15 protein-coding genes, 1 tRNA gene and 1 rRNA gene are annotated in these 26,945 nt (G+C 71.8%); 3 read left to right on the top strand and 14 right to left on the bottom strand.

The features are described 5' to 3' along the window. Nucleotides 1-119: 119 nt before the first annotated feature. The gene (locus HZS56_RS30660; RefSeq protein WP_216724070.1) at nucleotides 120-5,282 is read left to right on the top strand and encodes an ATP-dependent helicase; all 5,163 of its coding nucleotides are present in this window, start codon (nucleotides 120-122) and stop codon (nucleotides 5,280-5,282) included. Nucleotides 5,283-5,300: 18 nt separating this feature from the next. Further along, nucleotides 5,301-6,131, top strand: coding sequence for a DNA-formamidopyrimidine glycosylase family protein (locus HZS56_RS30655; protein ID WP_216724069.1), 831 nt, complete (start codon nucleotides 5,301-5,303; stop codon nucleotides 6,129-6,131). Nucleotides 6,132-6,210: 79 nt separating this feature from the next. Here HZS56_RS30655 and HZS56_RS30650 read toward each other — a convergent pair whose 3' ends face one another. From HZS56_RS30650 to HZS56_RS30600, 11 genes are all read right to left on the bottom strand, one after another. Continuing rightward, a complete protein-coding gene (locus HZS56_RS30650) occupies nucleotides 6,211-6,696 on the bottom strand; it encodes an SRPBCC family protein (RefSeq protein ID WP_216724068.1) in 486 nt (161 codons plus the stop codon). A gap of 426 nt (nucleotides 6,697-7,122) precedes the next feature. Next, a complete protein-coding gene (locus HZS56_RS38560; RefSeq protein ID WP_253915172.1) occupies nucleotides 7,123-7,512 on the bottom strand; it encodes a hypothetical protein in 390 nt (129 codons plus the stop codon). A 6-nt stretch (nucleotides 7,513-7,518) separates the two neighbouring features. Then, complete coding sequence (locus HZS56_RS30640; protein ID WP_216724072.1) at nucleotides 7,519-7,989, bottom strand: Dps family protein; 471 nt, start codon at nucleotides 7,987-7,989, stop codon at nucleotides 7,519-7,521. A gap of 277 nt (nucleotides 7,990-8,266) precedes the next feature. Beyond that, a complete protein-coding gene (locus HZS56_RS30635; protein ID WP_216724067.1) occupies nucleotides 8,267-8,647 on the bottom strand; it encodes a helix-turn-helix domain-containing protein in 381 nt (126 codons plus the stop codon). Nucleotides 8,648-8,756: 109 nt separating this feature from the next. After that, nucleotides 8,757-9,302, bottom strand: coding sequence for a CinA family protein (locus HZS56_RS30630; protein ID WP_216724066.1), 546 nt, complete (start codon nucleotides 9,300-9,302; stop codon nucleotides 8,757-8,759). Continuing rightward, nucleotides 9,299-10,183, bottom strand: coding sequence for a CDP-diacylglycerol--glycerol-3-phosphate 3-phosphatidyltransferase (gene pgsA, locus HZS56_RS30625; RefSeq protein ID WP_374201227.1), 885 nt, complete (start codon nucleotides 10,181-10,183; stop codon nucleotides 9,299-9,301). Before pgsA ends, HZS56_RS30630 begins: the two co-directional genes overlap by 4 nt. 116 nt (nucleotides 10,184-10,299) lie before the next feature. Then, nucleotides 10,300-11,781: a 30S ribosomal protein S12 methylthiotransferase RimO gene (gene rimO / locus HZS56_RS30620; RefSeq protein ID WP_216724064.1), complete on the bottom strand. Its 1,482-nt coding sequence runs from the start codon at nucleotides 11,779-11,781 to the stop codon at nucleotides 10,300-10,302. A gap of 104 nt (nucleotides 11,782-11,885) precedes the next feature. Beyond that, a complete protein-coding gene (locus tag HZS56_RS30615; RefSeq protein ID WP_216724063.1) occupies nucleotides 11,886-12,761 on the bottom strand; it encodes a helix-turn-helix domain-containing protein in 876 nt (291 codons plus the stop codon). 286 nt (nucleotides 12,762-13,047) lie between these two features. Then, nucleotides 13,048-15,816: a DNA translocase FtsK gene (locus HZS56_RS30610; protein WP_216724062.1), complete on the bottom strand. Its 2,769-nt coding sequence runs from the start codon at nucleotides 15,814-15,816 to the stop codon at nucleotides 13,048-13,050. A 178-nt stretch (nucleotides 15,817-15,994) separates the two neighbouring features. Then, nucleotides 15,995-16,669, bottom strand: a complete 675-nt coding sequence (locus HZS56_RS30605; protein ID WP_216724061.1) for a response regulator — start codon at nucleotides 16,667-16,669, stop codon at nucleotides 15,995-15,997. A gap of 578 nt (nucleotides 16,670-17,247) precedes the next feature. Further along, nucleotides 17,248-22,719, bottom strand: a complete 5,472-nt coding sequence (locus HZS56_RS30600; RefSeq protein ID WP_216724060.1) for a HAMP domain-containing protein — start codon at nucleotides 22,717-22,719, stop codon at nucleotides 17,248-17,250. A gap of 392 nt (nucleotides 22,720-23,111) precedes the next feature. On the opposite strand from HZS56_RS30600, the gene HZS56_RS30595 reads away from it, so the two are divergent. Next, nucleotides 23,112-25,856 carry a SpoIIE family protein phosphatase gene (locus HZS56_RS30595; protein WP_216724059.1) on the top strand — a complete coding sequence of 915 codons (2,745 nt, stop codon included), beginning with the start codon at nucleotides 23,112-23,114 and terminating at the stop codon, nucleotides 25,854-25,856. Between the two features lie 72 nt (nucleotides 25,857-25,928). On the opposite strand, the gene HZS56_RS30590 is transcribed toward HZS56_RS30595, so the two are convergent. The 3 genes from HZS56_RS30590 to rrf form a co-directional block, all read right to left on the bottom strand. After that, nucleotides 25,929-26,004, bottom strand: a tRNA-Thr gene (locus HZS56_RS30590). Nucleotides 26,005-26,094: 90 nt separating this feature from the next. After that, nucleotides 26,095-26,757, bottom strand: coding sequence for a DegT/DnrJ/EryC1/StrS family aminotransferase (locus HZS56_RS30585; RefSeq protein ID WP_216724071.1), 663 nt, complete (start codon nucleotides 26,755-26,757; stop codon nucleotides 26,095-26,097). A 114-nt stretch (nucleotides 26,758-26,871) separates the two neighbouring features. Next, nucleotides 26,872-26,945, bottom strand: a 5S ribosomal RNA gene (gene rrf, locus HZS56_RS39240); the annotation flags it as partial.

Here is a 26,945-nt window from a genome sequence, read left to right as displayed (position 1 = left end):
CCCCTCGCCCCCAGCCGCCCTACTGCCCGCCGGCGCCTCCGCCGGCACCCCTGACCGGCCCTCGCCCCGCATACGTCCTGCTCAGGCCGATTGTCAGTGCCGGGGTGCACGATGGATTCATGGTCAGCTCCGCACACCGAGCCCTCGACGGCTTCTCCCCCGCGACCCGCGGCTGGTTCACGGGGGCGTTCTCCGCGCCCACCTCCGCCCAGGCGGGCGCGTGGCAGGCCATCTCGGAGGGCTCGGACGTCCTGGTGGTCGCCCCCACCGGATCCGGCAAGACGCTGGCCGCCTTCCTGGCCGCCCTGGACCAGCTGACCTCGACGCCCCCGCCCGCCGACCCGAAGAAGCGCTGCCGCGTCCTGTACGTCTCTCCGCTCAAGGCACTGGCCGTCGACGTCGAGCGCAATCTCCGCAGCCCGCTGACCGGCATCCGCCAGGAGTCCGTACGCCTCGGCCTGCCCGAGCCCGAGGTCAAGGTCGGCATCCGCTCCGGCGACACCCCGGCCGCCGAGCGCCGCGCCCTGTCCACGCGGCCGCCGGACATCCTGATCACCACGCCGGAGTCGCTGTTCCTGATGCTGACCTCGGCCACGCGCGACGCGCTGACCGGCATCGAGACGGTGATCCTGGACGAGGTGCACGCGGTCGCGGGGACCAAGCGCGGCGCCCACCTCGCGCTCACCCTGGAGAGGCTGGACGAACTGCTTCCGAAGCCGGCCCGCCGCATCGGGCTGTCGGCGACGGTCCGCCCGGTGGACGAGGTCGCCCGGTTCCTCGCTCCGCGCGGCAGGGTCGAGATCGTCCAGCCGGAGTCGGGCAAGGAGTTCGACCTGTCCGTCGTCGTTCCGGTGGAGGACCTGGGCGAGCTCGGCGGCTCCCCGGTCGCGGACGGCAACGAGGGCGCGGAGCGCCCGTCGATCTGGCCGCACGTCGAGGAGCGGATCACCGACCTCGTGCAGTCGCACCGCTCCACGATCGTCTTCGCGAACTCACGGCGGCTGGCGGAGCGCCTGTGCAACCGGCTCAACGAGATCGCGTACGAGCGGGCCACCGGCGAGCCCCTGGACGAGCACCACTCCCCCGCCGAGCTGATGGGCGGCTCGGGCGCCGCCCAGGGAGCCCCTCCCGTGATCGCCCGCGCCCACCACGGCTCGGTCTCCAAGGAGCAGCGCGCCGTCGTCGAGGAGGACCTCAAGGCGGGCCGGCTGCCCGCCGTGGTCGCCACTTCGAGCCTGGAGCTGGGCATCGACATGGGCGCCGTCGACCTGGTCGTCCAGGTCGAGTCGCCGCCCTCCGTCGCCTCCGGCCTCCAGCGCGTGGGCCGCGCGGGACACCAGGTCGGCGCCGTCTCCACGGGTGTGGTCTTCCCCAAGTACCGCGGCGATCTCGTGCAGTCGGCCGTGGTCACCGAGCGGATGCGCAGCGGGGCCATCGAGGCCCTCAGGATCCCGGCCAATCCGCTGGACGTGCTGGCCCAGCAGCTCGTGGCGATGACCGCGCTGGACACCTGGCAGGTCGACGACCTGCTGGCCACCGTCCGCCGCGCCGCGCCCTTCGCCTCGCTGCCGGAGTCGGCCTTCACGGCCGTCCTGGACATGCTCGCGGGCCGCTATCCCTCCGACGCCTTCGCCGAGCTGCGCCCGCGCGTGGTCTGGGACCGGGTCGCCGGTACGGTCACCGGACGCCCGGGGGCACAGCGACTCGCCGTCACGTCCGGGGGCACGATCCCCGACCGCGGGCTCTTCGGGGTGTTCCTCGCCGGTGCCGATCCGAAGAAGGGCGGCGGCCGGGTCGGCGAGCTCGACGAGGAGATGGTGTACGAGTCCCGTGTGGGCGACGTCTTCACGCTCGGCACCAGCTCCTGGCGGATCGAGGACATCACGCGCGACCGGGTCCTGGTCTCCCCCGCGCCCGGCGTGCCGGGGAGGCTGCCGTTCTGGAAGGGCGACCAGCTGGGCCGCCCGCTGGAGCTGGGTCGGGCGCTGGGCGCGTTCCTCCGCGAGGTCGGGTCCCTGTCCCGGGAGGACGCGCGGCTGCGGCTGGTGACCGCGGGCCTGGACGCCTGGGCCGCGGACAATGTCCTGGCCTACCTCGACGAGCAGCGCGAGGCCTGCGGCCACGTCCCCGACGACCGCACTATCGTCGTCGAGCGCTTCCGGGACGAGCTGGGCGACTGGCGGGTCGTGGTCCACTCCCCCTTCGGCGCCCAGGTCCACGCCCCCTGGGCGCTCGCCCTCGGCGCCCGCCTGACCGAGCGGTACGGCATGGACGCCCAGGTGATGCACGCCGACGACGGCATCGTGCTGCGCCTGCCGGACGCCGACCTGATGGGCCTGGACTTCCTCGACCAGGACCCCGCGAAGCCCGGCCTGGAGTACGACGCGGAGAAGGCGCCCGTGGGCGCGGCCGACGTCGTCTTCGACAAGGGCGAGGTCGACCGGGTGGTCACCGACCAGGTGGGCGGCTCGGCGCTGTTCGCGTCCCGTTTCCGCGAGTGCGCCGCCCGTGCGCTGCTGCTGCCGCGCCGCAGCCCCGGCAGGCGCACCCCGCTGTGGCAGCAGCGGCAGCGCGCAGCGCAGCTCCTGGAGGTGGCGAGCGAGTACGGTTCGTTCCCGATCGTGCTGGAGGCGATCCGCGAGTGCCTCCAGGACGTCTTCGACGTGCCCGGCCTGGTCGAGCTGATGGGCGACGTGGAGTCCCGCAGGGTGCGCCTGGTCGAGGTCACCACCCCGGAGCCGTCCCCGTTCGCCCGTTCCCTGCTCTTCGGCTACGTCGCCCAGTTCCTGTACGAGGGCGACTCGCCGCTCGCCGAACGTCGGGCGGCCGCCCTCTCCCTGGACTCGCGGCTGCTGGCCGAGCTGCTCGGTCAGGCGGAGCTGCGCGAGCTGCTCGACGCGGAGGTGCTGACCGAGCTGGAGCGCGAGCTGCAGTGGCTCACCGACGACCGCCGCGCCAAGGACTCGGAGGGCGTCGCCGACCTGCTGCGGCTGCTCGGTCCGCTGACGGACGCGGAGCTGGCCGAACGGGGCGCCGAGCCGCAGTGGGCGCAGGAGCTGGCAGCTGCCCGCCGCGCGATCAGCGTGCGGATCGCCGGTGCCGACCACTGGGCGGCGATCGAGGACGCGGGCCGGCTGCGCGACGCGCTGGGCACGGCGCTGCCGGTCGGGGTGCCCGAGGCGTTCACCGAGCCGGTCAAGGACCCCCTCGGTGACCTCCTCGCCCGCCATGCCCGCACCCACGGCCCCTTCACGTCGGTCACCGCAGCGGCCCGTTTCGGGCTGGGCGTGGCGGTCACCGAGGGCGCCCTGCAGCGGCTCGCCGCGGCGGGCCGGGTCGTGCAGGGCGAGTTCCATCCGGCGGGCATCGGCCAGGAGTGGTGCGACACGACCGTGCTGCGCAGGCTGCGCCGCCGTTCCCTGGCGGCGCTGCGTCACGAGCTGGAGCCGGTGCCCCCGGCCGCGCTCGGCCAGTTCCTCCCTCAGTGGCAGCACATCGGCAGGGGGCACACCCTGCGCGGTGCCGACGGACTGGTGCGCGCGGTCGAGCAGTTGCAGGGTGCCTCCGTACCCGCCTCCGCCCTCGAGAAGCTGGTCCTCCCCTCCCGGGTCGCGAACTACCACCCGGCGATGCTGGACGAGCTGACGGTCGCGGGTGAGGTGGTGTGGGCCGGAGCGGGCTCGCTGCCCGGCAAGGACGGCTGGGTCTCGCTCTACCTGGCGGACGCGGCGCCCCTGCTGCTGCCGCCCCCGCACCCCCTGGAGACGACCGCCCTGCACGAGTCGGTGCTGACCGCCCTATCCGGCGGGTACGGGCTGTTCTTCCGGCAGATCGCCGACCAGGTACGCGCCACCACGCACCCGGACGCCACGGACCCGCAGCTGGCCGACGCCCTGTGGGACCTGGCCTGGTCCGGACGCCTGACGAACGACACGCTCGCCCCGCTGCGCTCGCTGCTGGGCTCGGGCCGCACCGCGGGCTCCACCGCCCACCGTGCCAAGCGCGCGGTGCCCCGGGGGCGGTACGGCTCGCTGGCGGCGGCCGCCCGCCCGGCGTCCCGTTCGGGGCCGCCGACCGTCGCGGGCCGCTGGTCCCTGCTCCCGGTCCGCGAGGCCGACACCACGGTGCGGGCCCATGCCCTGGCCCGTACGCTCCTCGACCGGCACGGCGTGGTGACCCGCGGGGCAGTGGGTGCGGAAGGCGTCGAGGGGGGTTTCTCGGCGGTATACCGGATCCTGGCCGCGATGGAGGAGAGCGGACAGGCCCGGCGCGGCTATGTCGTGGAGGGGCTCGGCGCGGCCCAGTTCGCCATGGAGGGGGCCGTGGACCGCCTGCGCGCTGTGGCGAACGCCCGCGAGCGCGGTGACGGACGGTCCGGACAGACGGTGCCGACCGGCAGCGCCCCCGGGCACCCGCCCGGTCCCGGGGGGCCAGGTGGTCCCGGCGGTTCCCCCGCCCCGGCCGGGGACTTCCCCTCCGCCGCCGCTTCAGGGGACTTCCCCCGTGGGGCTCCCTCCGCCGGCTTCCCCGCAGAGGGTTCTTCCTGGGAGTTTCCCTCCGAGGAAGAACCCTCTGGCTTCCCTGCGGTCTCCCCCACCGGCGACTCCCCGCACGACAGCTCCTCCGCCGGGTTCACGCCCGGCCGGTTCGCTTCCGGCGGGCGCGGTGAGCCGGCCCCGTACGACGATGTCTTCTCGGATCCCGACGGTCTGGGCCGCTCCCCCTCCCGCGGGGACTACATCTCGCCCCGGGACTACGCGGAGCCGGGCGCGGGCGGCCCGCGCGGAGGCGGTCCCCGCTCAGCCGGTCCGGGCCAAGGCGGCGCCCAGGGCGGCTTCGGCGGCCCGGGCGGCCCGTACGACACGGGCCGCCGGGGTGGCCCCGCAGGCGGGCCGCAGGCCCTCGTCCTGGCCGCCGCCGACCCGGCGAACGCCTACGGCGCGGCCCTCTCCTGGCCCGAACCGCCGACGGGCGCCACACACAAGCCCGGCCGGAAGGCGGGCTCCCTGGTGGTCCTCGTCGACGGCGAACCCGCGCTGTACATGGAACGCGGCGGCAAGACGCTCCTGCTGTGGCCCTCCGCCCCCGACGCCCCGCCCACCGACGACCCGCGGCTGCGGGCCGCCGCGGAGGCTCTCGCGACGGCCGCCCTGGCCGGTTCGCTCGGCACGGTCACCGTGGAGCGCGTCAACGGCGCGGCGGCCCTGACGTCGCCCTTCGGTCCGCTGCTGGAGGAGGCCGGTTTTGTCGCCACCCCGCGTGGTCTGCGCATCAGGGCGTGAGCCTGCCACCCTTGACCCATGCCCGAAGGTGACACGGTCTGGCAGGCAGCGCGGCGGCTGCACGAAGCCCTCGCGGGCAAGGTGCTGACCCGCAGCGACTTCCGCGTGCCCCGGTACGCGACAGCCGATCTCACGGGGCGTGCGGTCCTCGACACCGTCCCGCGCGGCAAGCACCTGCTCACCCGCGTCGAGGGCGGTCTCACGGTCCACTCCCACCTGCGCATGGACGGCTCCTGGAAGGTGTTCGCACCCGGCCGGCGCTGGAGCGGCGGCCCGGCCCACCAGATCAGGCTGATCCTCGGCACCACCGACCGCACGGCCGTCGGCTACCGCCTCCCGGTGCTGGACATCCTGCGCACCAGCGACGAACAGCGCGCCGTCGGCCATCTCGGCCCGGACCTGCTGGGCGCCGGCTGGGATCCGGTACGAGCCCTGGGCAACCTGCTCGCGGACCCGGCCCGGCCCCTCGGCGAGGCCCTGCTCGACCAGCGCAACCTCGCCGGTGTCGGCAATGTCTACAAGTGCGAGCTCTGCTTCCTGCTCGGCGTCACTCCCTGGCTCCCCGTGGGTGACCTGCCCGCCGACCGGGCCGCACAGCTTCCCGTACTCGCGCAGCAGCTCCTGGAGGCCAACCGGGACCGGCCGGTGCGCCGTACCACGGGGCTGCGCGGCCAGGACCTGTTCGTGTACGGCCGCGCGCCCCGGCCCTGCCTGCGCTGCGGCACACCGGTACGAGTGGCCGACCAGGGCGACGGCTCCCGCGAGCGCCCCACGTACTGGTGTCCGACCTGCCAGGCCGGACCCGCGCCGCCATCACGGGGCCACTCGGGAACCCGGACTTGGCGCTGAGGCCCACCGGCCGGGCCCGCCCGCCGAAGCTCGGCTGCACCACCCGCCGCCGAAGCGACCGCGACCGGCCTCCCGCGGCTCAGTCGGCGAGCAGGTCGTCCATCTGGCCGACGGCCTCGCGCAGACCTTCGTCCATGCCCATGGTCATGAGCCGCTCCATCTGCTCGCGGCTGTCGAAGGCCGACCGCATCTCCATACGGGTACCGCCGTCGCGTGCGGTGAGCGTGACCCGGTTCGTGGTCGTCGGCATGGCGGCGTCGGGCACCCCCTGCTCGTCGGCGAAGCCGTCGGTGAACTCCAGCGAGGCGGGCGGGTCGACCGTGGCCACCCGCCACCAGCCGCGGTACTTCTCGTCCTCCGGACCGGTCATGTAGTACGTGACGTCCCCGCCGGGCGTCAGGTCGTGCTCCTCCACCGTCGCCGGGTAGGCCGGCGGGCCCCACCAGCGCTCCAGCTGCCGGGGGTCGGACCACAGCCGCCACACCCGCGCCACCGGGGCGGCGAAGTCGGCGACCAGGGTGAGGGTCAGGTTGTCCGGATTCTTGTCCACACCGGTGACGCTCATGGCCTCTGTCCTTTCGCGAGTCGATGCGCTGAACGATGCGCTGAACGAGATGCGCCGAGCCAATGCGCTTCGGGCCGCCGTCCGGACGGGCAGGTCGGGCGCCGACCGCAGCCCCGCCCGTTCCCGCGCCCGTCAGCTGCCGGCCCGTAACGGCACCTGCCTCGCGGCGCCTCCCGTCCGACGGAGCTTGTGGGAGGCCCCCCAACCCAACGGGGCAACGTCCGCCCGCGTCGCACGCGCCCGTACCCTCCGCACCGAGCACCCGAGGACGCCCCGAGAGGCACCCCTACCGCGCCGGTCTCGCCGGTCTCGGCCCCCGCGCGGCCGCCACTCGGCCCCGCCCGGCACACGCTGCCATTCCCCGCCGCACTGCCCACATGCTGCAAGGCTGCTTCTGCTTCTCTCCCGGGCCTGTTCACGGCACGCTCAGAACCGCCTGACGGGCCCGTCCGGGCCGGGCACGCGATCCGCGCCGGACGGGCCGCTCGCACCGGGCCCTGGATTGCGCGAACCGCCCGGGCCGTCCGCACCGTCCGAGTCGTCCGAGTCGTCCGAGCCGGACGGCCCCGTACCCCGGCCCGGACCCCGCGCCACCGCACGCAGGGCCCGTCGCCACCGGCCCGCCTCCAGTGCGCCCTCGGCCCGGCGGCGCGGCACACAGTGCACCGGCAGCACGCTCAGTCCCCAGCCACCGACCGCCACGGCACCTTCGAGCACCCCGGCTTCCGGCTCCAGGGCCAGCCGGAGCACGGCCCACCACCACAGCGCGCCGAGGCCCAGCGCGGCCGTCCGGCGAGCCGTCGGCCCGGGCCGCATGCCGTGTCATCCGTTCCCGGCCTGGAACATCCAGTGCTGCTTCTCGAGCTCCGCCGTGACCTGGATGAAGATGTCCTGGCTCACCGGATCGGGGTCTCCGGTCGCCGTGATCCGCTCACGCATCCGCCCGATCACCGCGCCCAGCGCGTCCACGACCGTCTGCACGGCGGTGGTGTCGTCGACCCAGCCCTCCGGGGTCACGTCGATGCCGCTGCCGACGGCCACCGTCGCGGCCCGTCCGTCCGGTGACACACCGAGTGCCGAGGCGCGCTCCGCCACGGTGTCCGAATAGGTGCGTGCGGTCCCGACGAGTTCGTCGAGCTGGAGGTGCACGGAGCGGAACCGCGGTCCGACCACGTTCCAGTGGATCTGCTTCGCCACCAGGGCCAGGTCCACGAGGTCGGCGAGGGCTCCCTGCAGCGCCTCGGAGACGGTCTTCAGGTCCGCGTCGGACAACGGGCTCTTCACGACGTACATCCGCACCTCCGGCGTTCGGCCCCCGGCCATCACCCTCCACGATGACCGCACCGCAACGGACCGGCAAACCGGCACACGAACCGCCTGCAGCTGCTCCCGCACGCCCGGGACCAGCACACCCGGAACCAGGACATCCGCAACCAGCCCCGCCGCGATCAGCACAGCCGCGACCAGCACGGGGGACCACGCGCCCGGACATGCGAAAACCCCGGCCGCGCCTCTCCGGTCCCCCGGAGAAGCCCCGGACGGGGCCTCACACACTCACGTTCTCGGGCGCTCAGGCGGCGACGACGTCCACTGCCTCGGCGGGCGCCTTGATGGTCACCCGTTCCGGTGGCACACCGGCCACCGACACGGAACCCAGCATCGAACGCACCGGCGCCGGTACGGTCTCGCTGGGCGTCGCCGCGGCGGACTGGGCCAGCTCGGCGAGGGCGAGTTCGTCGCTCACTTCCCGCATGAGCTCGGACATCCGTACGTCCAGCGCGTCGCAGATGGCGGAGAGCAGCTCGGAAGAAGCCTCCTTCTGCCCCCGCTCCACCTCGGAGAGATAGCCGAGTGAGACTCGGGCGGACGAGGAGACTTCGCGCAGAGTACGGCCCTGGCGCTGGCGCTGCCGACGCAGCACGTCACCCAGCAGGCGACGGAGCAGAATCATCGGTGGCTCCCTCCTCGGACCGTGTAACCGCATCCTTCACGCCCCACCGTACCGCCTCGCGCCGCGGCCGTGCGGGGAGCGATGTCGTGTTCACTCAGGGCTGCAAACATCAAAACCCCCCGTTCCGTTCCGTATCCTGTGCCGACTCATTCCCGGTCTGTTCGCTCGCAAGCCCCTTCAGGAGCAGCGCGAGTACGCTCCGTACACTCTCCATACGGATTTCCGCGCGGTCGCCGTTCAACCGCAGTGCCTCCACTTTTCCGCCACGGGCAGAACCTCTGTCGGCCCCCGGGGGCCCGTCGACGGCCACGAAGACGGTGCCCACGGGCTGCCCGTCCTGCGGCTCCGGACCGGCCACGCCGGTGGTCGCGATGCCCCAGTCCGCGCCGAGCGTTCTGCGTGCGCCCGCCGCCATCTGCGCCGCGACCTGCGCGTCCACCGCTCCCCGTGCCGCCAGCAGGTCGGGGTCGACTCCGAGGACATCCCGCTTCAGCTCCGTCGCGTATGCGGTGACGGAGCCCCGGAACGCCTTGGAGGCCCCGGGGACCGCGGTCAGCTCCGCCGCCACCAGGCCACCGGTCAGAGACTCGGCGACCGCGAGGGTCTCGCCCCTCACCGTGAGTAGTCGCACCACTTCGGCGGCCGCGGAACTCAAGCTTCCTTCCCCTCCAACGCCGTCCTGCGCTCGGCGATTCCCCGGCGGCGGAGCACAATGGCCTGCTTCACATAGTCGAGGCCGGTCGCCACGGTCAGGACGACCGCCGCCGCCATCACCCAGAACCTCAGCGTCGCCAGGGGCCCCGTCAGCGCCAGGACGTACATCCCGACGGCCACGCCCTGCGTGAGGGTCTTGAGCTTGCCGCCGCGGCTCGCGGGGATCACGCCGTACCGGATGACCACGAACCGCAGCACGGTGATGCCCAGTTCCCGGCCGAGGATGACGGCCGTCACCCACCACGGCAGGTCTCCCAGCGCGGACAGGCAGATGAGCGCCGCACCCATGATCGCCTTGTCTGCGATGGGATCGGCGATCTTCCCGAAGTCGGTGACGAGGTTGTAGGTACGCGCCAGATGTCCGTCGAACAGGTCGGTGATCATGGCGATGGCGAAGGCGGCCCAGGCGAACGAGCGCCAGGCGGGGTCGTATCCGCCGTTGCCGAGCATCAGCGCGACGAAGGCCGGCACGAGGAGCAGCCGGAGCATCGTCAGGAGGTTGGCGACGTTCCACACGCTCGCCTGGTTGACCGCGGCGGCCGCGATCTTGCCGCCCCGCCCGGCGACACCCCCGTCGGTCGCGCCCCGGCGCACCGTACCCCGCTCGGCACCGCCCGCTCCGGCTCCGCCCGATCCGCCACCGCCAGTTCCGGCACCGCCGCTTCCGGCACCGCCAGAGCCGGCACCGCCTGCTCCGTTTCCCCCTGTTTCGCTTCCGCCCGTTCCGGTTACGAGCCGTCCGGCTCCGCCCGGCCCGGGTCCGGCCTGTCCGGCTCGCCCCGGCCCGGACCGGTCCCGTGCGGTCCTGCCCCGTTCGGCCATGGCCCCCGGGCCCGGGCTCGTACACTCGCCCGGTTCCGGAGCCGCGCCGGAGGTGCCGCGCGGGCCGGTCCTGCGCGCACCGGAGGAGCCTCCCGCGGCGGACGCCGGGACTCCGGTCATCTGCCGGCCTCCTCACTCCACTCGGGCGATCCCAGCAGCGGTTCGGCCACCAGGTCGACACCCTCCGTACCGACCACCTTCGCGTCGACCATACGACCGGTGACGAGACCTTCGCCGCTCGTGAACAGCACCTGGCCGTCGGTCTCGGGTGCCTGGTGCTCCGCGCGGCCGCGCACGCCGCCTTCCGCGTCCGAGGGGTCGACGGACTCGACGAGGACCCGCACGGTCGCACCCACGCGCTCCTCGGCACGCTGCGAGACGAGTTCCTCGGCCAGCCGGGAGACACGTGCCAACCGCTCGGCGACGACGTCCTCATCCAGCTTGTCGCCGTAGGTCGCCGCCTCGGTGCCCTCCTCGTCGGAGTAACCGAAGACGCCGATGGCGTCCAGCCGGGCGTGGTTGAGGAACCGCTCCAGCTCGGCGAGGTCGGCCTCGGACTCGCCCGGGAAGCCCACGATGAAGTTGGAGCGCACACCGGCCTCGGGAGCCTTGCTCCGGATGGTGTCGAGCAGCTCCAGGAAGCGGTCGGTGTCGCCGAAGCGGCGCATCGCGCGGAGCACGTTCGGCGCGGAGTGCTGGAAGGAGAGGTCGAAGTAGGGCACGACCTTGTCGGTGGAGGTCAGCACGTCGATCAGGCCGGGGCGCATCTCGGCGGGCTGGAGGTAGCTGACGCGCACCCGCTCGATGCCGTCGACGTCGGCGAGGTCGGGCAGCAGCGACTCCAGCAGGCGGATGTCGCCGAGGTCCTTGCCGTAGGAGGTGTTGTTCTCGGAGACCAGCATGATCTCCTTGACGCCCTGCTCGGCCAGCCACCGCGTCTCGTTCAGCACGTCGCTGGGGCGGCGCGAGATGAAGGAGCCGCGGAAGGACGGGATGGCGCAGAAGGAGCAGCGCCGGTCGCAGCCGGAGGCCAGCTTCACCGAGGCGACCGGGGAGCCGTCCAGCCGGCGGCGCAGTGGCGCGCGGGGCCCGGAGGCCGGGGCGACGCCCTCGGGAAGATCGGCGGGACCGTGGCCCGGCAGGGCGACGGCGGCGCCGGCCTCCTGCCGCTCGGCAGGGCTGATCGGCAGCAGCTTGCGCCGGTCGCGCGGGGTGTGCGCGGCGTGGATGCCGCCGCCCAGGATGGTCTGCAGGCGGTCGGAGATGTCGGCGTAGTCGTCGAAGCCGAGGACGCCGTCGGCCTCCGGGAGGGCCTCGGCCAGTTCCTTGCCGTACCGCTCGGCCATGCAGCCCACCGCCACCACGGCCTGGGTTCTGCCCTGGCTCTTGAGGTCGTTGGCCTCCAGGAGGGCGTCGACGGAGTCCTTCTTGGCGGCCTCGACGAAGCCGCACGTGTTCACGACGGCGACGTCCGCTTCCTCGGCGTCCTCGACGAGCTTCCAGCCGTCCGCCTCCAGACGGCCTGCGAGCTCCTCCGAGTCCACCTCGTTACGGGCGCAGCCAAGGGTGACGAGTGCGACGGTACGGCTTTCAGGCATGCGCTCAAGACTACTTCGTCCCGCCGACACCCCACGTCGACGGGGTTGGCCGAACTCGGCCGGTTCCGCGCCGGTCCGCTCCCCGGAACCGTTGTCAGGCTCCGCTATCCGACCTGCGGATCGCCCTTCGTGTACGTCAGACGCTCGACGGAGCCGGGCTGGAAGTCGTCCTCGATCTTCTTGCCGTTGACGTGGAGCTCTATGGCACCGGCGTCGCCGAGGACGAGGTTGACCTTCTCGTTGTCCTGGAAGGTCTTGGAGGCGCCCTGCGCGAGGAGGCCGTCGAAGAGCAGCCGGCCGTTGTGGTCCTTGGCGGAGATCCAGCTGCGGCCCCCGGTGGCGCTGACCTTGACGGTGACCTTGTCCTGGGGAGCGGCGGCGATGGCGCTGTCGCTCGGGTCCGGCTCGGGGTCGGCGGGCTTCTTCGGCGCGGCGCTCGGCGACGCGGAGCCGTCCGACGACGGCTGGGCGCCCTCCGCGACGCTCGCCTCGTTGCCGCCGCTGTCGCCGCCCTTGACGAACGTGAACCCGACGAAGCCGATCACCGCGACGATCGCGGCGACCATGGCGGCGGTCCAGTTGGGTCCGCGGCGTTCCGGACGGATGCGTTCCGCCTCGAACAGGGGCGCGGTCGGGGTGGGCTCCGGGCGGCCGCCCTGCTGGACCTCGAACTGCGCGAGCAGCTCGGCCGGGTCGAGACCGACGGCCTTGGCCAGCGTGCGGATGTGACCGCGGGCGTATACGTCGCCGCCGCAGGGGGCGAAGTCGTCCGCCTCGATGGCGTGCACGATGGCGATGCGGACGCGGGTGGCGGTGGTGATGTCGTCGACGGTCAACCCGGCGTCGATGCGGGCCCGCTGAAGGGCGCTGCCGACGGAGGGGCGGGCTTCCTCGGTGACGCCCTCGGGGGCGTCTGCGGACACGTCGTCGGACACGTCTTCGATCGGACGCTCGTCTTCAGGGGATTTGCCGTTGGACACGGGGGCGCCTTTCGAGCGTTTAGCCGCCTGTGCTGGACGTTCAGTCTAGGGGGGGTGCAAACGGGTGGGGCAACCGGGCGGTACGACTTTGTACGCCATCGGCACGGCCCGGTACTCCGATGGTGGACTATCTGTTTGTCATTTCCCTCAACTTGACGTACGCCATGAGGAAACGGTTGCTCAATGATCCCTAACGGGTGAGTCACGATCGGCCGGCCGGCCGCTGTGCCCCTCCGTCGGCGGAACCTCGCTCGTCCCGCCGGCGGAATCCCTCGCTCGCCGTTCCCTACCCTTCAGACTCCCCCCGGATCACGGCGAGCACGCCGTCCAGCTCGTCAGGCTTCACAAGAACGTCACGAGCCTTTGAGCCTTCGCTCGGTCCGACGATGCTGCGCGACTCCATCAGGTCCATCAGGCGCCCGGCCTTGGCGAAGCCGACGCGCAGCTTGCGCTGGAGCATGGAGGTCGACCCGAACTGCGTGGAGACGACCAGCTCGGCCGCCTGGCACAGCAGGTCGAGGTCGTCGCCGATGTCCTCGTCGATCTCCTTCTTCTGCTTGGTGCCGACCGTGACGTCGTCGCGGAAGACCGGCGCCATCTGGTCCTTGCAGTGCTGGACGACGAGCGCGACCTCCTCCTCGGTCACGAACGCGCCCTGCATGCGGGTCGGTTTGTTCGCGCCCATCGGCAGGAAGAGGCCGTCGCCCTTGCCGATCAGCTTCTCGGCGCCGGGCTGGTCGAGGATGACCCGCGAGTCGGCGAGGGAGGAGGTGGCGAAGGCGAGCCGCGAGGGGACGTTGGCCTTGATCAGGCCGGTGACGACGTCCACGGAGGGCCGCTGGGTGGCGAGCACCAGGTGGATGCCGGCCGCGCGCGCGAGCTGGGTGATCCTGACGATCGCGTCCTCGACGTCGCGCGGCGCGACCATCATCAGGTCGGCCAGCTCGTCCACGATCACCAGCAGGTACGGGTACGGCTGGAGTTCGCGCTCGCTGCCCTCGGGCGGCTTGGCCTTGCCCTCGCGCACCGCGCGGTTGAAGTCGTCGATGTGCCGGTAGCCGTAGGCGGCGAGGTCGTCGTAGCGCAGGTCCATCTCGCGCACGACCCACTGGAGCGCCTCGGCGGCCCGCTTGGGGTTGGTGATGATCGGCGTGATCAGGTGCGGGATGCCCTCGTACGCGGTCAGCTCGACTCGCTTGGGGTCGACCAGGATCATCCGGACGTCCTCGGGGGTCGCCCGCATCATGATCGAGGTGATCAGGCAGTTGATGCAGGACGACTTGCCGGATCCGGTGGCACCGGCGACCAGCATGTGCGGCATCTTCGCCAGCGAGTCCATGACGTACCCGCCCTCGACGTCCTTGCCGAAGGCGACCAGCATCGGGTCGTCGTCCTCGGCGGACTCCGCGAGGCGCAGCACGTCGCCGAGGTTGACCATCTCCCGGTCGGTGTTGGGGATTTCGATGCCGACCGCGGACTTGCCGGGGATGGGGCTGATGATCCGCACGTCGGGGCTGGCGACGGCGTACGCGATGTTCTTGGTCAGGGCCGTGACCCGTTCGACCTTCACGGCGGGGCCCAGCTCCACGACGTAGCGCGTGACCGTGGGCCCGCGGGTGAAGCCGGTGACCCGGGCGTCGACCTTGAACTCGGTGAAGACGGTGGTCAGCGAGTCGACTATGGCGTCGTTGGCGGCGCTGCGCGACTTGCCCGGTCCGCCGCGCGTGAGCGAGTCCAGGGACGGCAGGGAGTACGTGATGTCGCCGGAGAGCTGGAGCTGTTCGGCACGCGGCGGCAGGTCCCGCTCCTGCGGGAGCGGCGTCTTGGTGAGGTCCGGGACCGAGCCGGTCGACGCCTCCTGCTCCGAGTCCTTCGCCGGGTTCTTCGCCGGGTCCTTCTTGAGTTTGCCGGGCTGCGGGCGCGCGGCCGGCACGGGCGTCGGGGTCGGCGTCGTCGACTCGCGGTCCCCGGTGCTCACGCCCTGGGTGAGGTCGGCGATCAGCGGTGAGGGCGGCATCCCGTGCATGACGGCGCCGTCGAGTGCCGCTGCCGCCGCCGCGGCGACGTCCACGGCGTCCATCGACCGGTTCGACTCGGGCTGCGGCACGGCGGACCGGCGGGGCCTGCCACGGCGCTTCTCCAGCGCCTCCTGCTCGGCGGCGTCCGGGTCGTACGGCTCGTCGGCCGCCGCCCGGCGCGACCGGCCGCGCCCCCGCGCGGGGAGCGCCTCGCGCCACTGCTCCTCGTACCGCTCGTCGTCGTCGGTGAACTCGTCGGCCTCCGGGTCGTCGACCACGCCGAGCCGCACCCCCAGCTGCCGGAGCCGCTGCGGAATCGCGTTGACCGGCGTGGCCGTGACGACCAGCAGCCCGAAGACCGTGAGCAGCACGAGCAGCGGCACGGCCAGCATGTCCGTCATCGTGTACGACAGCGGGGTCGCCGCGCCCCAGCCGATGAGACCGCCCGCGTCCCTTATGGCCTGCATGCCCTCGCCGCGGGCCGGTGAGCCGCACGCGATGTGCACCTGGCCGAGGACGCCCACGACGAGCGCGGACAGGCCGATCACGATCCGGCCGTTGGCCTCGGGCTTCTCCGGGTGCCGGATCAGGCGCACGCCGATGGCGCCGACCAGCAGCGGCACGAGCAGGTCCAGTCGGCCGAAGGCGCCGGTCACGAGGATCTCGACGAGGTCGCCGACGGGGCCCTTGAGGTCGGCCCAGGTGCCCGCGGCGACGATCAGCGCGACGCCGAGCAGCAGCAGTGCGACACCGTCCTTGCGGTGGGCGGGGTCGAGGTTCTTGGCGCCCTGCCCTATGCCGCGGAAGACGGCGCCGACTCCGTGCGCGAGGCCCAGCCAGAGCGCGCGGACCACCCGGTAGACGCCGCCGGTGGGGTTCGGGGCCGGTTTGGGCGCGGGCTTCTTCGCCGCCGCCTTCTTGGCGGGGGCCTTCTTGGCAGGTGCCTTCTTCGCTGCGGCCTTCTTGGCCGGTCCCTTCGCGGGAGCGGCCGCCTTCTTCGCGGGCTGCTTCTTGGCTGCGGAGGGACGTGAGGCCATAGGTGTGAGGTTACCGGGGGAGACGGCGGTCGACACGTGTGCCCACCGCTTCACCCGTTCGTGTCGTCGGTGGGCCGACGCGGAACTGACGCCCGGGATCCCGCACCTGACACGCCCTCATCGGCCGGTCCGTGGCTCGCGCGGATCACGACCGGTGTCAGGTGGATCCCGACCGGTGTCAGTTGACGGCGGCCTGGCCGCCGGAGGCGTCCGGGTCGAGGGCGTCCAGCGCCCGCCGCAGTCCGGTGAGCTTGCGCTCCAGGTGGGCCGCCGTCGCCACCGCGGCCGCGTCCGTGGACTCGTCGCCCAACTGTTTGGAGAGGGCCTCCGCCTGCTCCTCCACCGCGGCCAGCCGCGCCGACAGTTCGGCGAGCAGACCCGCAGGCTCCTTCGCCTCGCCCTCCTCGGCCTTGTCGTTGCCCTCCAACTGGAGCCGCAGCAGCGACGCCTGCTCGCGCAGCTGGCAGTTCTTCATGTAGAGCTCGACGAACACCGAGACCTTGGCGCGCAGCACCCAGGGGTCGAACGGCTTGGAGATGTAGTCCACCGCGCCCGCCGCGTACCCGCGGAACGTGTGGTGGGGCCCGTGGTTGATCGCGGTGAGGAAGATGATCGGGATGTCCCGGGTCCGCTCCCGCCGCTTGATGTGCGCGGCGGTCTCGAAACCGTCCATGCCCGGCATCTGGACGTCCAGCAGAATGACCGCGAAGTCGTCCGTGAGCAGTGCTTTGAGCGCTTCCTCCCCGGACGATGCCCGCACCAGCGTCTGATCGAGCGCCGAGAGGATCGCCTCCAGCGCCAGCAGATTCTCCGGCCGGTCATCGACCAGGAGGATCTTGGCCTTCTGCACCATGGCCCGCCCTCCTCGCCCCGGCGTGGGGCCTCCCCTGTCCGCAGGACTTGGCACAGCACCGACCGGTGCCGCCCCTGGGGACGACTCCCTTGCGCCGTCCGTCCTCGTGCCGGTCATCGTAGCCGCACCCCGCCTGTCGCCACACCCTGTCACCGTGATGTCACTGTGCACGTAGCAGAAACGCTGCGGGAGACCAGAAGGTTCCCCGATTCCCGTACTTCTACACGGCTTCGGGCACACCGAGTCGGCGACTGGGCGCGGCACCGAAGGTTCCCGCCGTTCATGCACCCCCCACGTTCGCACACTGCCCCGGAGTCCGGCACGGAAGGTACCCTCCCGCACCCCGGACACCGTCCCCGAACGTATCCGGGGAGCCCTTCCCGCGGACGTCCGGGGCGCCCTCCGAAGCCCGCCGGCAGCGTACGCCCCGACGCGACCGGGGCCCCGCACGCCCCGGGGCCCCGCACACCCCACAGGCCCGTACGCTCCACAGACCCGTACGCCCTGCGGACACGTACGCCCCGCAGACGCCGCGTCGCCCGAACGCGCCCTGCGGGCTGCCGGAGGGCTCCCGGCGGTCACTCCTCCCGCGTCCACTGCTGCATGACCGTCAGCAGGTGGTCCGGGTCGACCGGCTTCGTCACGTAGTCGGACGCGCCGGACTCGATCGCCTTCTCCCGGTCGCCCTTCATCGCCTTGGCGGTCAGCGCGATGATCGGCAGCCCCGCGAACTGCGGCATCCGGCGGATCGCGGTGGTCGTCGCATACCCGTCCATCTCGGGCATCATGATGTCCATCAGGACGACCGCGACATCCTCGTGCTGTTCCAGGACCTCGATGCCCTCGCGCCCGTTCTCGGCGTACAGCACGGACAGCCCGTGCTGCTCCAGCACGCTGGTGAGCGCGAAGACGTTGCGGATGTCGTCGTCGACGATCAGCACCTTCTGCCCGCCGAACCGGATGGCCCGGCCCGAGCGCTGCGTCGTGCCCCGCTCGCCCGCCGACTCCCGGGCGCGCACCGCGGGCAGCTCGTCCGTCCCGGCCGACCGGTGACGGTCCCGGAACAGCGGCGCGGCGCCGTACTCCTCGTCCTGGTACGGCGTCGTCTCGGTCACTGTCTCCGCCTCCGGGCCCGGCAGTTCCGCGGCCGCCCCGCCAGACACCGGCGGCGCTCCCGCCTCCGCGGACGGCAGGGCCTGCGGGTAGCCGTTCGGCGGCAACTCGCTCGGGTGCAGCGGGAGGTAGAGCGTGAAGGTGGACCCCCGGCCCGGCTCGCTCTGCGCGTAGATCTCACCGCCGAGCAGCTGCGCGATCTCCCGCGAGATGGACAGCCCGAGGCCCGTACCGCCGTACTTGCGGCTGGTGGTGCCGTCGGCCTGCTTGAACGCCTCGAAGATCACCTGCATCTTGCTGGCCGCGATCCCGATGCCCGTGTCGCTCACGGAGAACGCGATCAGCTCGGCGTCCGGGTCGTTCACCGAACCGGCCTCCAGCAGCCGCTCCCGGATGGTCTGCGGGACCTCGTCCCGGGCCGGCCGGATGACCAGCTCCACGGCGCCCGAGTCGGTGAACTTCACCGCGTTGGACAGCAGGTTGCGCAGCACCTGCAGCAGCCGCTGCTCATCGGTGTGCATGGTGGCGGGCAGCCCCGGCGACACCCGCACCGACAGGTCCAGGCCCTTCTCCGCGCTCAGCGGCCGGAAGGTGGCCTCGACGTAGTCCACGAGCTGGACGAGTGCGATGCGCGTCGGGGAGACGTCCATCTTGCCCGCGTCGACCTTGGACAGGTCGAGGATGTCGTTGATGAGCTGGAGCAGGTCGGAGCCGGCGCCGTGGATCGTCTCGGCGAACTCGACCTGCTTCGGGGAGAGGTTCGCGTCGACGTTGTCGGCGAGCAGCTTGGCCAGGATCAGCAGCGAGTTGAGCGGCGTACGCAGCTCGTGCGACATGTTGGCCAGGAACTCGCTCTTGTAGCGCATCGAGACCGCAAGCTGCTCGGCACGCTCCTCCAGAACCTGCCGCGCCTCCTCGATCTCGGTGTTCTTCACCTCGATGTCGCGGTTCTGCTGCGCCAGCAGCTCCGCCTTCTCCTCCAGTTCGGCGTTGGAGGACTGGAGCGCCTTCTGCCGCTGCTCCAGCTCCGCGGACCGCTCCCGCAGTTGCTCGGTCAGCTCCTGCGACTGGCTCAGCAGCACCTCCGTCTTGGTGTTGACGGAGATGGTGTTGACGCTCGTCGCGATCATCTCGGCGATCTGGTTGAGGAAGTCCTTCTGGATCTGCGTGAACGGCGTGAAGGACGCCAGCTCGATGACGCCCAGCACCTGCCCCTCGAACAGCACCGGCAGGACGATGACCTGGGCGGGCGGCGCCTCCCCGAGACCGGAGGAGATCTTCAGGTAGCCGCTCGGCGCGTTCTCCACCAGGATCGTGCGCTTCTCCTGGGCCGCCGTGCCGACCAGCGCCTCCCCCGGCCGGAACGAGGTCGGCATGGACCCCATCGAGTAGCCGTACGAACCGAGCATCCGCAGCTCGTACGGGTCGCCCTCGGCGCCGGCCTGGTCCTGCCCGTCGGCCAGCGGCATCGCCAGGAAGAACGCGCCGTGCTGCGCGGAGACCACCGGCGTCAGCTCGCTCATGATCAGCGAGGCCACGTCCTGGAGGTCGCGGCGGCCCTGCATGAGGCCGGAGATCCGCGCCAGATTGCCCTTGAGCCAGTCCTGCTCCTTGTTGGCGATCGTGGTGTCGCGCAGGTTGGCGATCATCTTGTTGATGTAGTCCTGCAGCTCGGAGATCTCCCCGGACGCGTCCACGTCGATCTTGAGGTTCAGGTCGCCGCGCGTCACCGCGGTCGCCACGCGCGCGATGGCACGCACCTGCCGGGTCAGGTTCCCGGCCATCTCGTTCACGGACTCCGTCAGGTCGCGCCACGTCCCGTCGACGTCCCGCACCCGCGCCTGGCCGCCCAGCTGCCCCTCGGTGCCCACCTCGCGGGCGACCCGGGTGACCTCCTCGGCGAACGACGACAGCTGGTCCACCATCGTGTTGATGGTCGTCTTCAGCTCCAGGATCTCGCCGCGCGCGTCGATGTCGATCTTCTTGGTCAGGTCGCCCTTGGCGATCGCCGTGGTGACCATGGCGATGTTGCGCACCTGGCCGGTCAGGTTGGACGCCATCTGGTTCACCGACTCGGTGAGGTCCTTCCAGGTGCCCGCCACGCCCGGCACGTGCGCCTGACCGCCGAGAATGCCGTCCGTGCCCACCTCGCGGGCCACCTTGGTGACCTGGTCCGCGAACGAACTCAGCGTCTTCACCATGGTGTTGAACGTCTCGGCCAGCTGCGCGACCTCACCTCGCGCCTCGATCGTCACCGTCCGCGTCAGGTCGCCGTTGGCCACGGCCGCGGCCACCTGGGAGATGTTCCGCACCTGCACGGTGAGGTTCTTCGCCATCAGGTTGACGTTGTCGCTGAGGTCCTTCCAGATGCCGACCACGCCGGGCACGTGGGCCTGGCCGCCGAGGATGCCCTCGGTGCCCACCTCGCGCGCCACCCGCGTGACCTGCTCCGCGAAGGACGACAGCTGGTCCACCATCGTGTTGACGGTGGTGACCAGCTCGAGGATCTCGCCCTTGGCGTCGACGGTGATCTTCTTCGACAGGTCGCCCTTGGCCACCGCGGTGGTGACCTCGGCGATGTTGCGCACCTGCATGGTCAGGTTGTTGGCCATGCCGTTCACGGACTGCGTGAGGTCCTTCCAGGTGCCGGAGACGCCCTGCACCTCGGCCTGGCCGCCGAGGATGCCCTCGGTGCCCACCTCGCGCGCGACGCGCGTCACCTCCTGCGCGAACGACGACAGCTGGTCCACCATCGTGTTCAGCGTGTTCTTCAGCTCCAGGATCTCCCCGCGCGCGTCCACGGTGATCTTCTGGGACAGGTCACCGCGGGCCACCGCCGTGGCCACCTGCGCGATGTTGCGCACCTGCGCGGTGAGGTTGCCGGCCATGCCGTTCACGGAGTCCGTCAGGTCGCGCCACACGCCCGCGACACCCGGCACCTGGGCCTGGCCGCCGAGGCGGCCCTCCGTACCCACCTCGCGGGCGACCCGGGTCACCTGCTCGGCGAAGGACGACAGCTGGTCCACCATCGTGTTGATGGTGTTCTTCAGCTCGAGGATCTCGCCGCGCGCGTCGACGTCGATCTTCTGCGACAGGTCTCCGCGCGCCACCGCCGTCGTCACCTGGGCGATGTTGCGCACCTGGGAGGTCAGATTGCCGGCCATGGAGTTGACGGAGTCCGTCAGCTCCTTCCAGGTCCCCGACACGCCGTCGACCCGCGCCTGACCGCCGAGGCGGCCCTCCGTGCCCACGTCCCGGGCCATCCGCGTCACCTGGTCGGCGAAGCTGGAGAGCTGGTCCACCATCGTGTTGACGGTGTTCTTCAGCTGGAGCATCTCGCCGGAGACGTCCACCGTGACCTTCTGCGACAGGTCACCGTTGGCCACCGCCGTCGTCACCTGCGCGATGTTCCTCACCTGACCGGTGAGGTTGCGGAACGCGGTGTTGACGGAGTCCGTCAGGTCCTTCCACGTCCCCGCCGCCCCCGGCACCTGCGCCTGGCCGCCCAGCTCGCCCTCGACACCGACCTCCCGGGCCACCCGCGTGACCTCGGCACCGAAGGCGGACAGCTGGTCCACCATCGTGTTGACGGTGTTCTTCAGCTCCAGCATCTCGCCGGCCACGTCCACCGTGACCTTCTGCGACAGGTCACCGCTGGCCACCGCCGTCGTCACCGCGGCGATGTCGCGCACCTGCGTCGTCAGGTTCCGGAAGACGGTGTTGACGGAGTCCGTCAGGTCCTTCCAGATGCCGGCCGCGCCCGGCACGTTCGCCTGCCCGCCGAGCTGCCCCTCGCCACCGGTCTCGTTGGCCACGCGCGTGACCTCGTCCGCGAAGATCCGCAGCGTCTCGGTCATCTGGTTGATCGTCTCGGCGAGCTGCGCGACCTCGCCGCGCGCCGGCACCGTCACCTTCTTCGACAGGTCGCCGTTGGCCACCGCCGTCGTCACGTGGGAGATCTCCCGCACCTGCGCCGTCAGGTTCCCGGCCATGGTGTTGACGGAGTCGGTCAGCTCCTTCCACACCCCGGCCACACCCGGCACCTGCGCCTGCCCGCCCAGGGCGCCCTCGGTGCCCACCTCCCGGGCGACGCGTGTCACCTCGGACGAGAACGCCGAGAGCTGGTCCACCATCGTGTTGACGGTGTTCTTCAGCTCCAGCATCTCGCCGGCCACGTGCACCGTGACCTTCCGCGACAGGTCGCCCTTGGCCACCGCCGTCGTCACCAGCGCGATGTCCCGCACCTGCGCGGTGAGCCGGTACGCCATCGTGTTGACGGAGTCCGTCAGGTCCTTCCACGAACCCGACATGCCCCGCACCCGCGCCTGGCCGCCCAGCTTGCCCTCGGTACCGACCTCGCTGGCCACCCGCGTGACCTCGTCCGTGAACGTCGACAACTGGTCGACCAGGTTGTTCACGGTCCGGCCGACCTTGAGGAACTCACCGCGCAGCGGCTGCCCGGTGCCCTCCTCGCTCTGCGTCCGCAGCTCCATACGGGGCGACAGATCACCGTCCGCCACCGCCGACAGCACCCGGCTGACCTCGGAGACGGGCCGTACGAGGTCGTCCACCAACGCGTTCGAGTTGTCGATCGCGGTCGCCCAGGAGCCCTCGCAGGCCCCGGTCTCCAGCCGCTCCGTGAGCTTTCCCTCACGTCCGACGGTGCGCCGCACCCGCGCCAGCTCACCCGTGAGGTGGAGGTTGCGGTCGGCCACCTCGTTGAAGACCGCCGCGATCTCCGACATCACGCCGTCGCCGGACACCGTGAGCCGCCTGCGGAAGTTCCCCTCCCGCATGGACACGAGCGCCGCGAGCAGCCGGTTCAGCGCGGCCGTGTCCACCGTCGTACTGCCGCCCCGCGTTTTGCCCTTATTACTCAGGGACTGTCCGCCTTTCGCGCGCGTCTTCGTGGCCCGCGTCGCTGCGCCAGACTCCACTGTGTCCCTCCCGCAGGGGTCGACCGATACTGCTGTGTCCGCCCGCCACCGCGCGACGGACCGGTTACTGCCGCGTACTGCCATGCTGCCGGATGGCAGGGCCCGGCTCGCCGGACCGCTTCCGGGGGCTGCTGCCCGCCGCACTCGGCGGGCATTCACCTGCCCGGACCTTCACAAGCAGCCTTCCCAGTGTTTCACCCCGGCCGAACCAGGCCATAACAGTTCGGCAGCTTCGCACATCGTCCGCACACCCTCTGGGCGGAAACACTGCAGACCGGCATCCGCACGGACGGCGAAGGTAAGTAACCTTGCATGCGGCTGTCCAGCCAAGCCGGTGCGGCCGGTCTGGGCGGTGGTACGGAGACGAAGCGGGCATCGGAGGGGCGGCCGGAATGACCACCGGACTGATCCCGGGGGAACAGCCCCCGGATCCCGGGTCGACGGGCGGAGTGCCGCAGCAGCGGCACGAGCCGGCCGGCCATGAGGCCGGGCACGGGGAGAGAGGGAGTTCTGTGATCACCGCGCGCGCGGCCGCCAGCTTCGAGCCCGTCGGGCGGTCCGTGGCGAGTGCCCGGTCCTTCGTCCGCGACACGCTCCAGGGCTGGGGCCATGCGGACATCATCGACGACGCCGTGGTACTCACCAGCGAACTGGTGACCAACGCGGTGGTCCACGCCGGCACCACCGCGGACGTCCTGTGCCTGCGCGGCGACGACGGCGTACGGATCGAGGTGGCCGACCACTACCCCGAGCGCGAGGTCCCCCTCCAGGGCTCCCCGGCCGACATGGGCAGCCCCGACCGCGAGGGCGGCCGCGGGCTCCAGCTGTGCGCGGCCCTGGCCGACCGCTGGGGCGTCGAGTACACGCCCACGCTGAAGAACGTCTGGTTCCACCTCCACCTGCCCGAGCGCCCGGTCGGCACCCGCGCCGCCGGCCCCTCCCTCCCCGCCGACCTGCTGCCCCTCGCCGACGGCCGCGTCCGCGTCGCCGTCGTCCAGATCGACCGCACCGGCGCCGTCACGTCCTGGAACGAGGACGCCGAGGACCTCTTCGGCTACTCCGCCGATCAGGTCACCGGCAAGCCGCTCACCGACCTCGCCGCCTGGCCGCACACCCCGGGCACCAGCACCGGCATCGCCGAGGCACTCCAGCTCTCCCGCTGGGAGGGCAGCTACGGCATAAGGGACGCCCGCGGCCGCGTCATCCCGGTCTACGCCTCCCACCTCCGCGTCCGCGACACCGGCGGTGAACCGTCCACGGTCTGCCTCCTCGTCCGGGACCGCGAACGCGCGGTGCTGCAGACGCCGTTGCGCGTACCGTCCGCTGACGCCCCGGCCACGGAGGGCCAGAGCACCGATCCCTTCGAGGTGTTCATCGGCTCCCCCGCACCCGACGACCTCGACGGCCTCCTCCAGCGCACGGTCGAACGCGCCCGCGACATGCTCGACGCCGACGCCGCCTTCCTCCTCCTGGCGACCGACGACGAGACGGAGCTGGAGGTCCGCGCCTCCACCGGCCTGCCCTCCGCCCGCCAGCGGTTCGCCCGCGTCCCCGTCGAGGCGGGCCCCGGCCGGTACGGCTCGGCTCGCATGCCCGCCGTCCACGACGACCTCGAGGCCGTCCCGGGCGCGGTTCCGCTCCTGAACGGCACGGGCATGCGCTCGGTCGTCACCGTCCCGCTCAAGGTCGAGGGCCGCCTCACCGGATCCCTGGGCGTCGCCGCCGAGTCCGCCGGCCGGTACTCCAACGAGGAGGCGCTGCGCCTCCAGTTCGCCGCCGACCGCATCGCGCTGGCCGTCGAGTCCGCCCGCCTCGGCGAACTGGAGCGGCTGCGGCGCGGCTCCCTCAGCTTCCTCGTCGAGGCCTCCGACCTCCTGGCGGGCACCCTGGACCGCGACCAGACGCTGGCCCTGATGGCCCAGATGACGGTCCCCACCCTGGCCACCTGGTGCGCCGTCTACACGATCGCCGACCAGTCGTCGGACCCGTACCTCTCCTACGTCCTGCACGAGGACGAGGAGCTGATCGACGGCATCAAGTCCCTGCTGTCGAAGATCGCGCCGCCCGACCCGGTCCCCACCCCGGGTGCCCGGGTGTGGTCGGCCCCCGCCGAGATGGCCCACCAGGCCGCTCTGCGCACCTCCATGCGCGACCTGGGTCTGAGCGGCGACCCGGCACAGCCCCTGAGTACGGGAATCGGCCCGACTCTCGCCACGGCGTCCGCCGTCGGCGGCGAGACCGTCGTCCTCCCCCTGGTCGCCCGCAACCGCGTCATCGGCATGCTCACCCTCGGCAAACCCACCGACGACCACTTCCGCCAGGAGATCCTGGAACTCGCCGAGGACCTGTCCCGCAGGGCCGCCCTGGCCCTGGACAATGCCCGGCTGTACTCGGAGCGCACGGCCATCAGCCAGTCCCTCCAGCGCAGCCTGCTGCCCCCGGAACTCCCCGTGGTGGACGGCGTCGAGGTCGACGTCATCTACCGCGCGGCCGGCGAGGGCAACGAGGTCGGCGGCGACTTCTACGACCTCTTCCCCATCAGCGACGACGCGTACGGCTTCGCCATCGGCGACGTCTGCGGCACGGGCCCCAACGCGGCGGCCGTCACGGGCCTGGCCCGGCACGCCCTGCGTCTGCTGGCCCGCGAGGGCCTCAGCGGCCCGGAGGTCCTGCAGCGCCTCAACTCCGCCATCCTCGACGAGGGCGCCCGCAGCCGCTTCCTCACGCTGCTGTACGGCGAGATGCGCCCGCAGGACGACGGCAGGGCGGAACTGAAGGTGGTCTGCGCGGGCCATCCGCTCCCGCTCCGCCTGCGCCAGGACGGCACGGTGGAACCGGCCGCCGAACCGCAGCCGCTCCTGGGCGTCATCGAGGACCTGGAGCTCTACGAGCAGACGGTCACCCTCGACCCGGGCGACGTCCTGCTGTGTGTCACGGACGGCGTCACCGAACGCCGCGAGGGAACCCGCATGCTGGGCGACGACGGCCTCGCCGACGTCCTCACCACGTGCACCGGTCTGACGGCGGGCGCGGTGGCCGCACGGATCATGCGGGCCGTCGAGCGCTTCGCGTCCGACGCCCCGTCCGACGACATGGCGATTCTCGCGATGCGCGTCCCGGAGCCCCACGCCGACTAGCTACGCGGCCGGCCCACGGATGTGGTCCTGGGCACGCATAAGGCCCCGCCCGATTGGGCGGGGCCTTTCTCCTGGAGCCCCCAAACGGAATCGAACCGTTGACCTTCTCCTTACCATGGAGACGCTCTGCCGACTGAGCTATAGGGGCCTGTTGCTTTCCCGGGTTCCCCCCTCGGCAACGGAATAGATCATACCCCGAACAAGCCGGTGCTCCCAACCAGAGATTCGGCCCACGGAATCAGAGCGCGGGCTGCAGCAGTCCGCCCAGCGCATTGCAGGCGGAGACGATGCGCTGCATGTCCCTCTTGGTCAACGCGGCCTCGACGGGCAGCGCGAGCGTCTCACCCACGGCCCGCTCCGTCTCCGGCAGGGACACGCAACGCCGGAAGTGCGGCATCCTGTGCACGGGCGCTTTCACCGGCACCCGGCACTCGACGCCCCGGGCCCGCACGGCACGGGCGAAGGCGTCCCGGTCGGGCCGGCCGTTCCCCGGCACCCGGACCACGTACTGCTGGTAGGTGTGCCCGTGACCCCCGTCAGGCGTCCGCACGCCCCTCAACTTCCCGTCGAGGTAGGCCGCCCGTTGCCTGCGCTGCGCTATCTCGTCGTACGGCACCTCGGACTCGCCGTGTTCCAGCACGAGCAGCCCGTGGCGTTGCCCGATGCCGAGCAGTGGCCCCATCTCCGCGGGTCGCCCGAAGCGGTGGACGACGACTACGGCCGCGGTGCGTTCCGTCAGTGCCGTTTCGACGCCCGACGCGTCGAGGCAGTACGTCGCCGGGTCTATGTCGGCGAACACCGGCAGCGCGCCGACGAGCGCCACGGCCTCGGCGACCTCCACGTTTCCGAAGGCAGGTACGACTACCTCGTCACCGACTCCGACGCCGGCGGCCCTGAGCATTGCTGCGGTACCCATACGAACGATGGTCGTAGCGCAACGTGAACTTCCGGTGACGGAGAACAAAAAAGGGTTGGACCTGGAACCAAAGTTCCGGGTCCAACCCTTTGAATAATTGTTCGGCGGCGTCCTACTCTCCCACAGGGTCCCCCCTGCAGTACCATCGGCGCTGTAAGGCTTAGCTTCCGGGT

The sequence above is a fragment of the Streptomyces mayonensis genome (genome assembly GCF_018982965.1).
Lineage (GTDB): Bacteria > Actinomycetota > Actinomycetes > Streptomycetales > Streptomycetaceae > Streptomyces > Streptomyces mayonensis.
Note: the sequence above shows the minus strand (reverse complement) of the source record. Positions and strands in the feature narration are given on the sequence as shown.

Bases quoted from the DNA above. Each gene is read 5' to 3' on its own strand.
- HZS56_RS30660 (WP_216724070.1), top strand. From the start codon at position 120: ATGGTCAGCTCCGCACACCGAGCCCTCGACGGCTTCTCCCCCGCGACC.
- HZS56_RS30655 (WP_216724069.1), top strand. From the start codon at position 5,301: ATGCCCGAAGGTGACACGGTCTGGCAGGCAGCGCGGCGGCTGCACGAA.
- HZS56_RS30650 (WP_216724068.1), bottom strand. From the start codon at position 6,696: ATGAGCGTCACCGGTGTGGACAAGAATCCGGACAACCTGACCCTCACC.
- HZS56_RS38560 (WP_253915172.1), bottom strand. From the start codon at position 7,512: ATGCGGCCCGGGCCGACGGCTCGCCGGACGGCCGCGCTGGGCCTCGGC.
- HZS56_RS30640 (WP_216724072.1), bottom strand. From the start codon at position 7,989: ATGTACGTCGTGAAGAGCCCGTTGTCCGACGCGGACCTGAAGACCGTC.
- HZS56_RS30635 (WP_216724067.1), bottom strand. From the start codon at position 8,647: ATGATTCTGCTCCGTCGCCTGCTGGGTGACGTGCTGCGTCGGCAGCGC.
- pgsA (WP_374201227.1), bottom strand. From the start codon at position 10,183: ATGGCCGAACGGGGCAGGACCGCACGGGACCGGTCCGGGCCGGGGCGA.
- rimO (WP_216724064.1), bottom strand. From the start codon at position 11,781: ATGCCTGAAAGCCGTACCGTCGCACTCGTCACCCTTGGCTGCGCCCGT.
- HZS56_RS30610 (WP_216724062.1), bottom strand. From the start codon at position 15,816: ATGGCCTCACGTCCCTCCGCAGCCAAGAAGCAGCCCGCGAAGAAGGCG.
- HZS56_RS30605 (WP_216724061.1), bottom strand. From the start codon at position 16,669: ATGGTGCAGAAGGCCAAGATCCTCCTGGTCGATGACCGGCCGGAGAAT.
- HZS56_RS30595 (WP_216724059.1), top strand. From the start codon at position 23,112: ATGACCACCGGACTGATCCCGGGGGAACAGCCCCCGGATCCCGGGTCG.
- HZS56_RS30585 (WP_216724071.1), bottom strand. From the start codon at position 26,757: ATGCTCAGGGCCGCCGGCGTCGGAGTCGGTGACGAGGTAGTCGTACCT.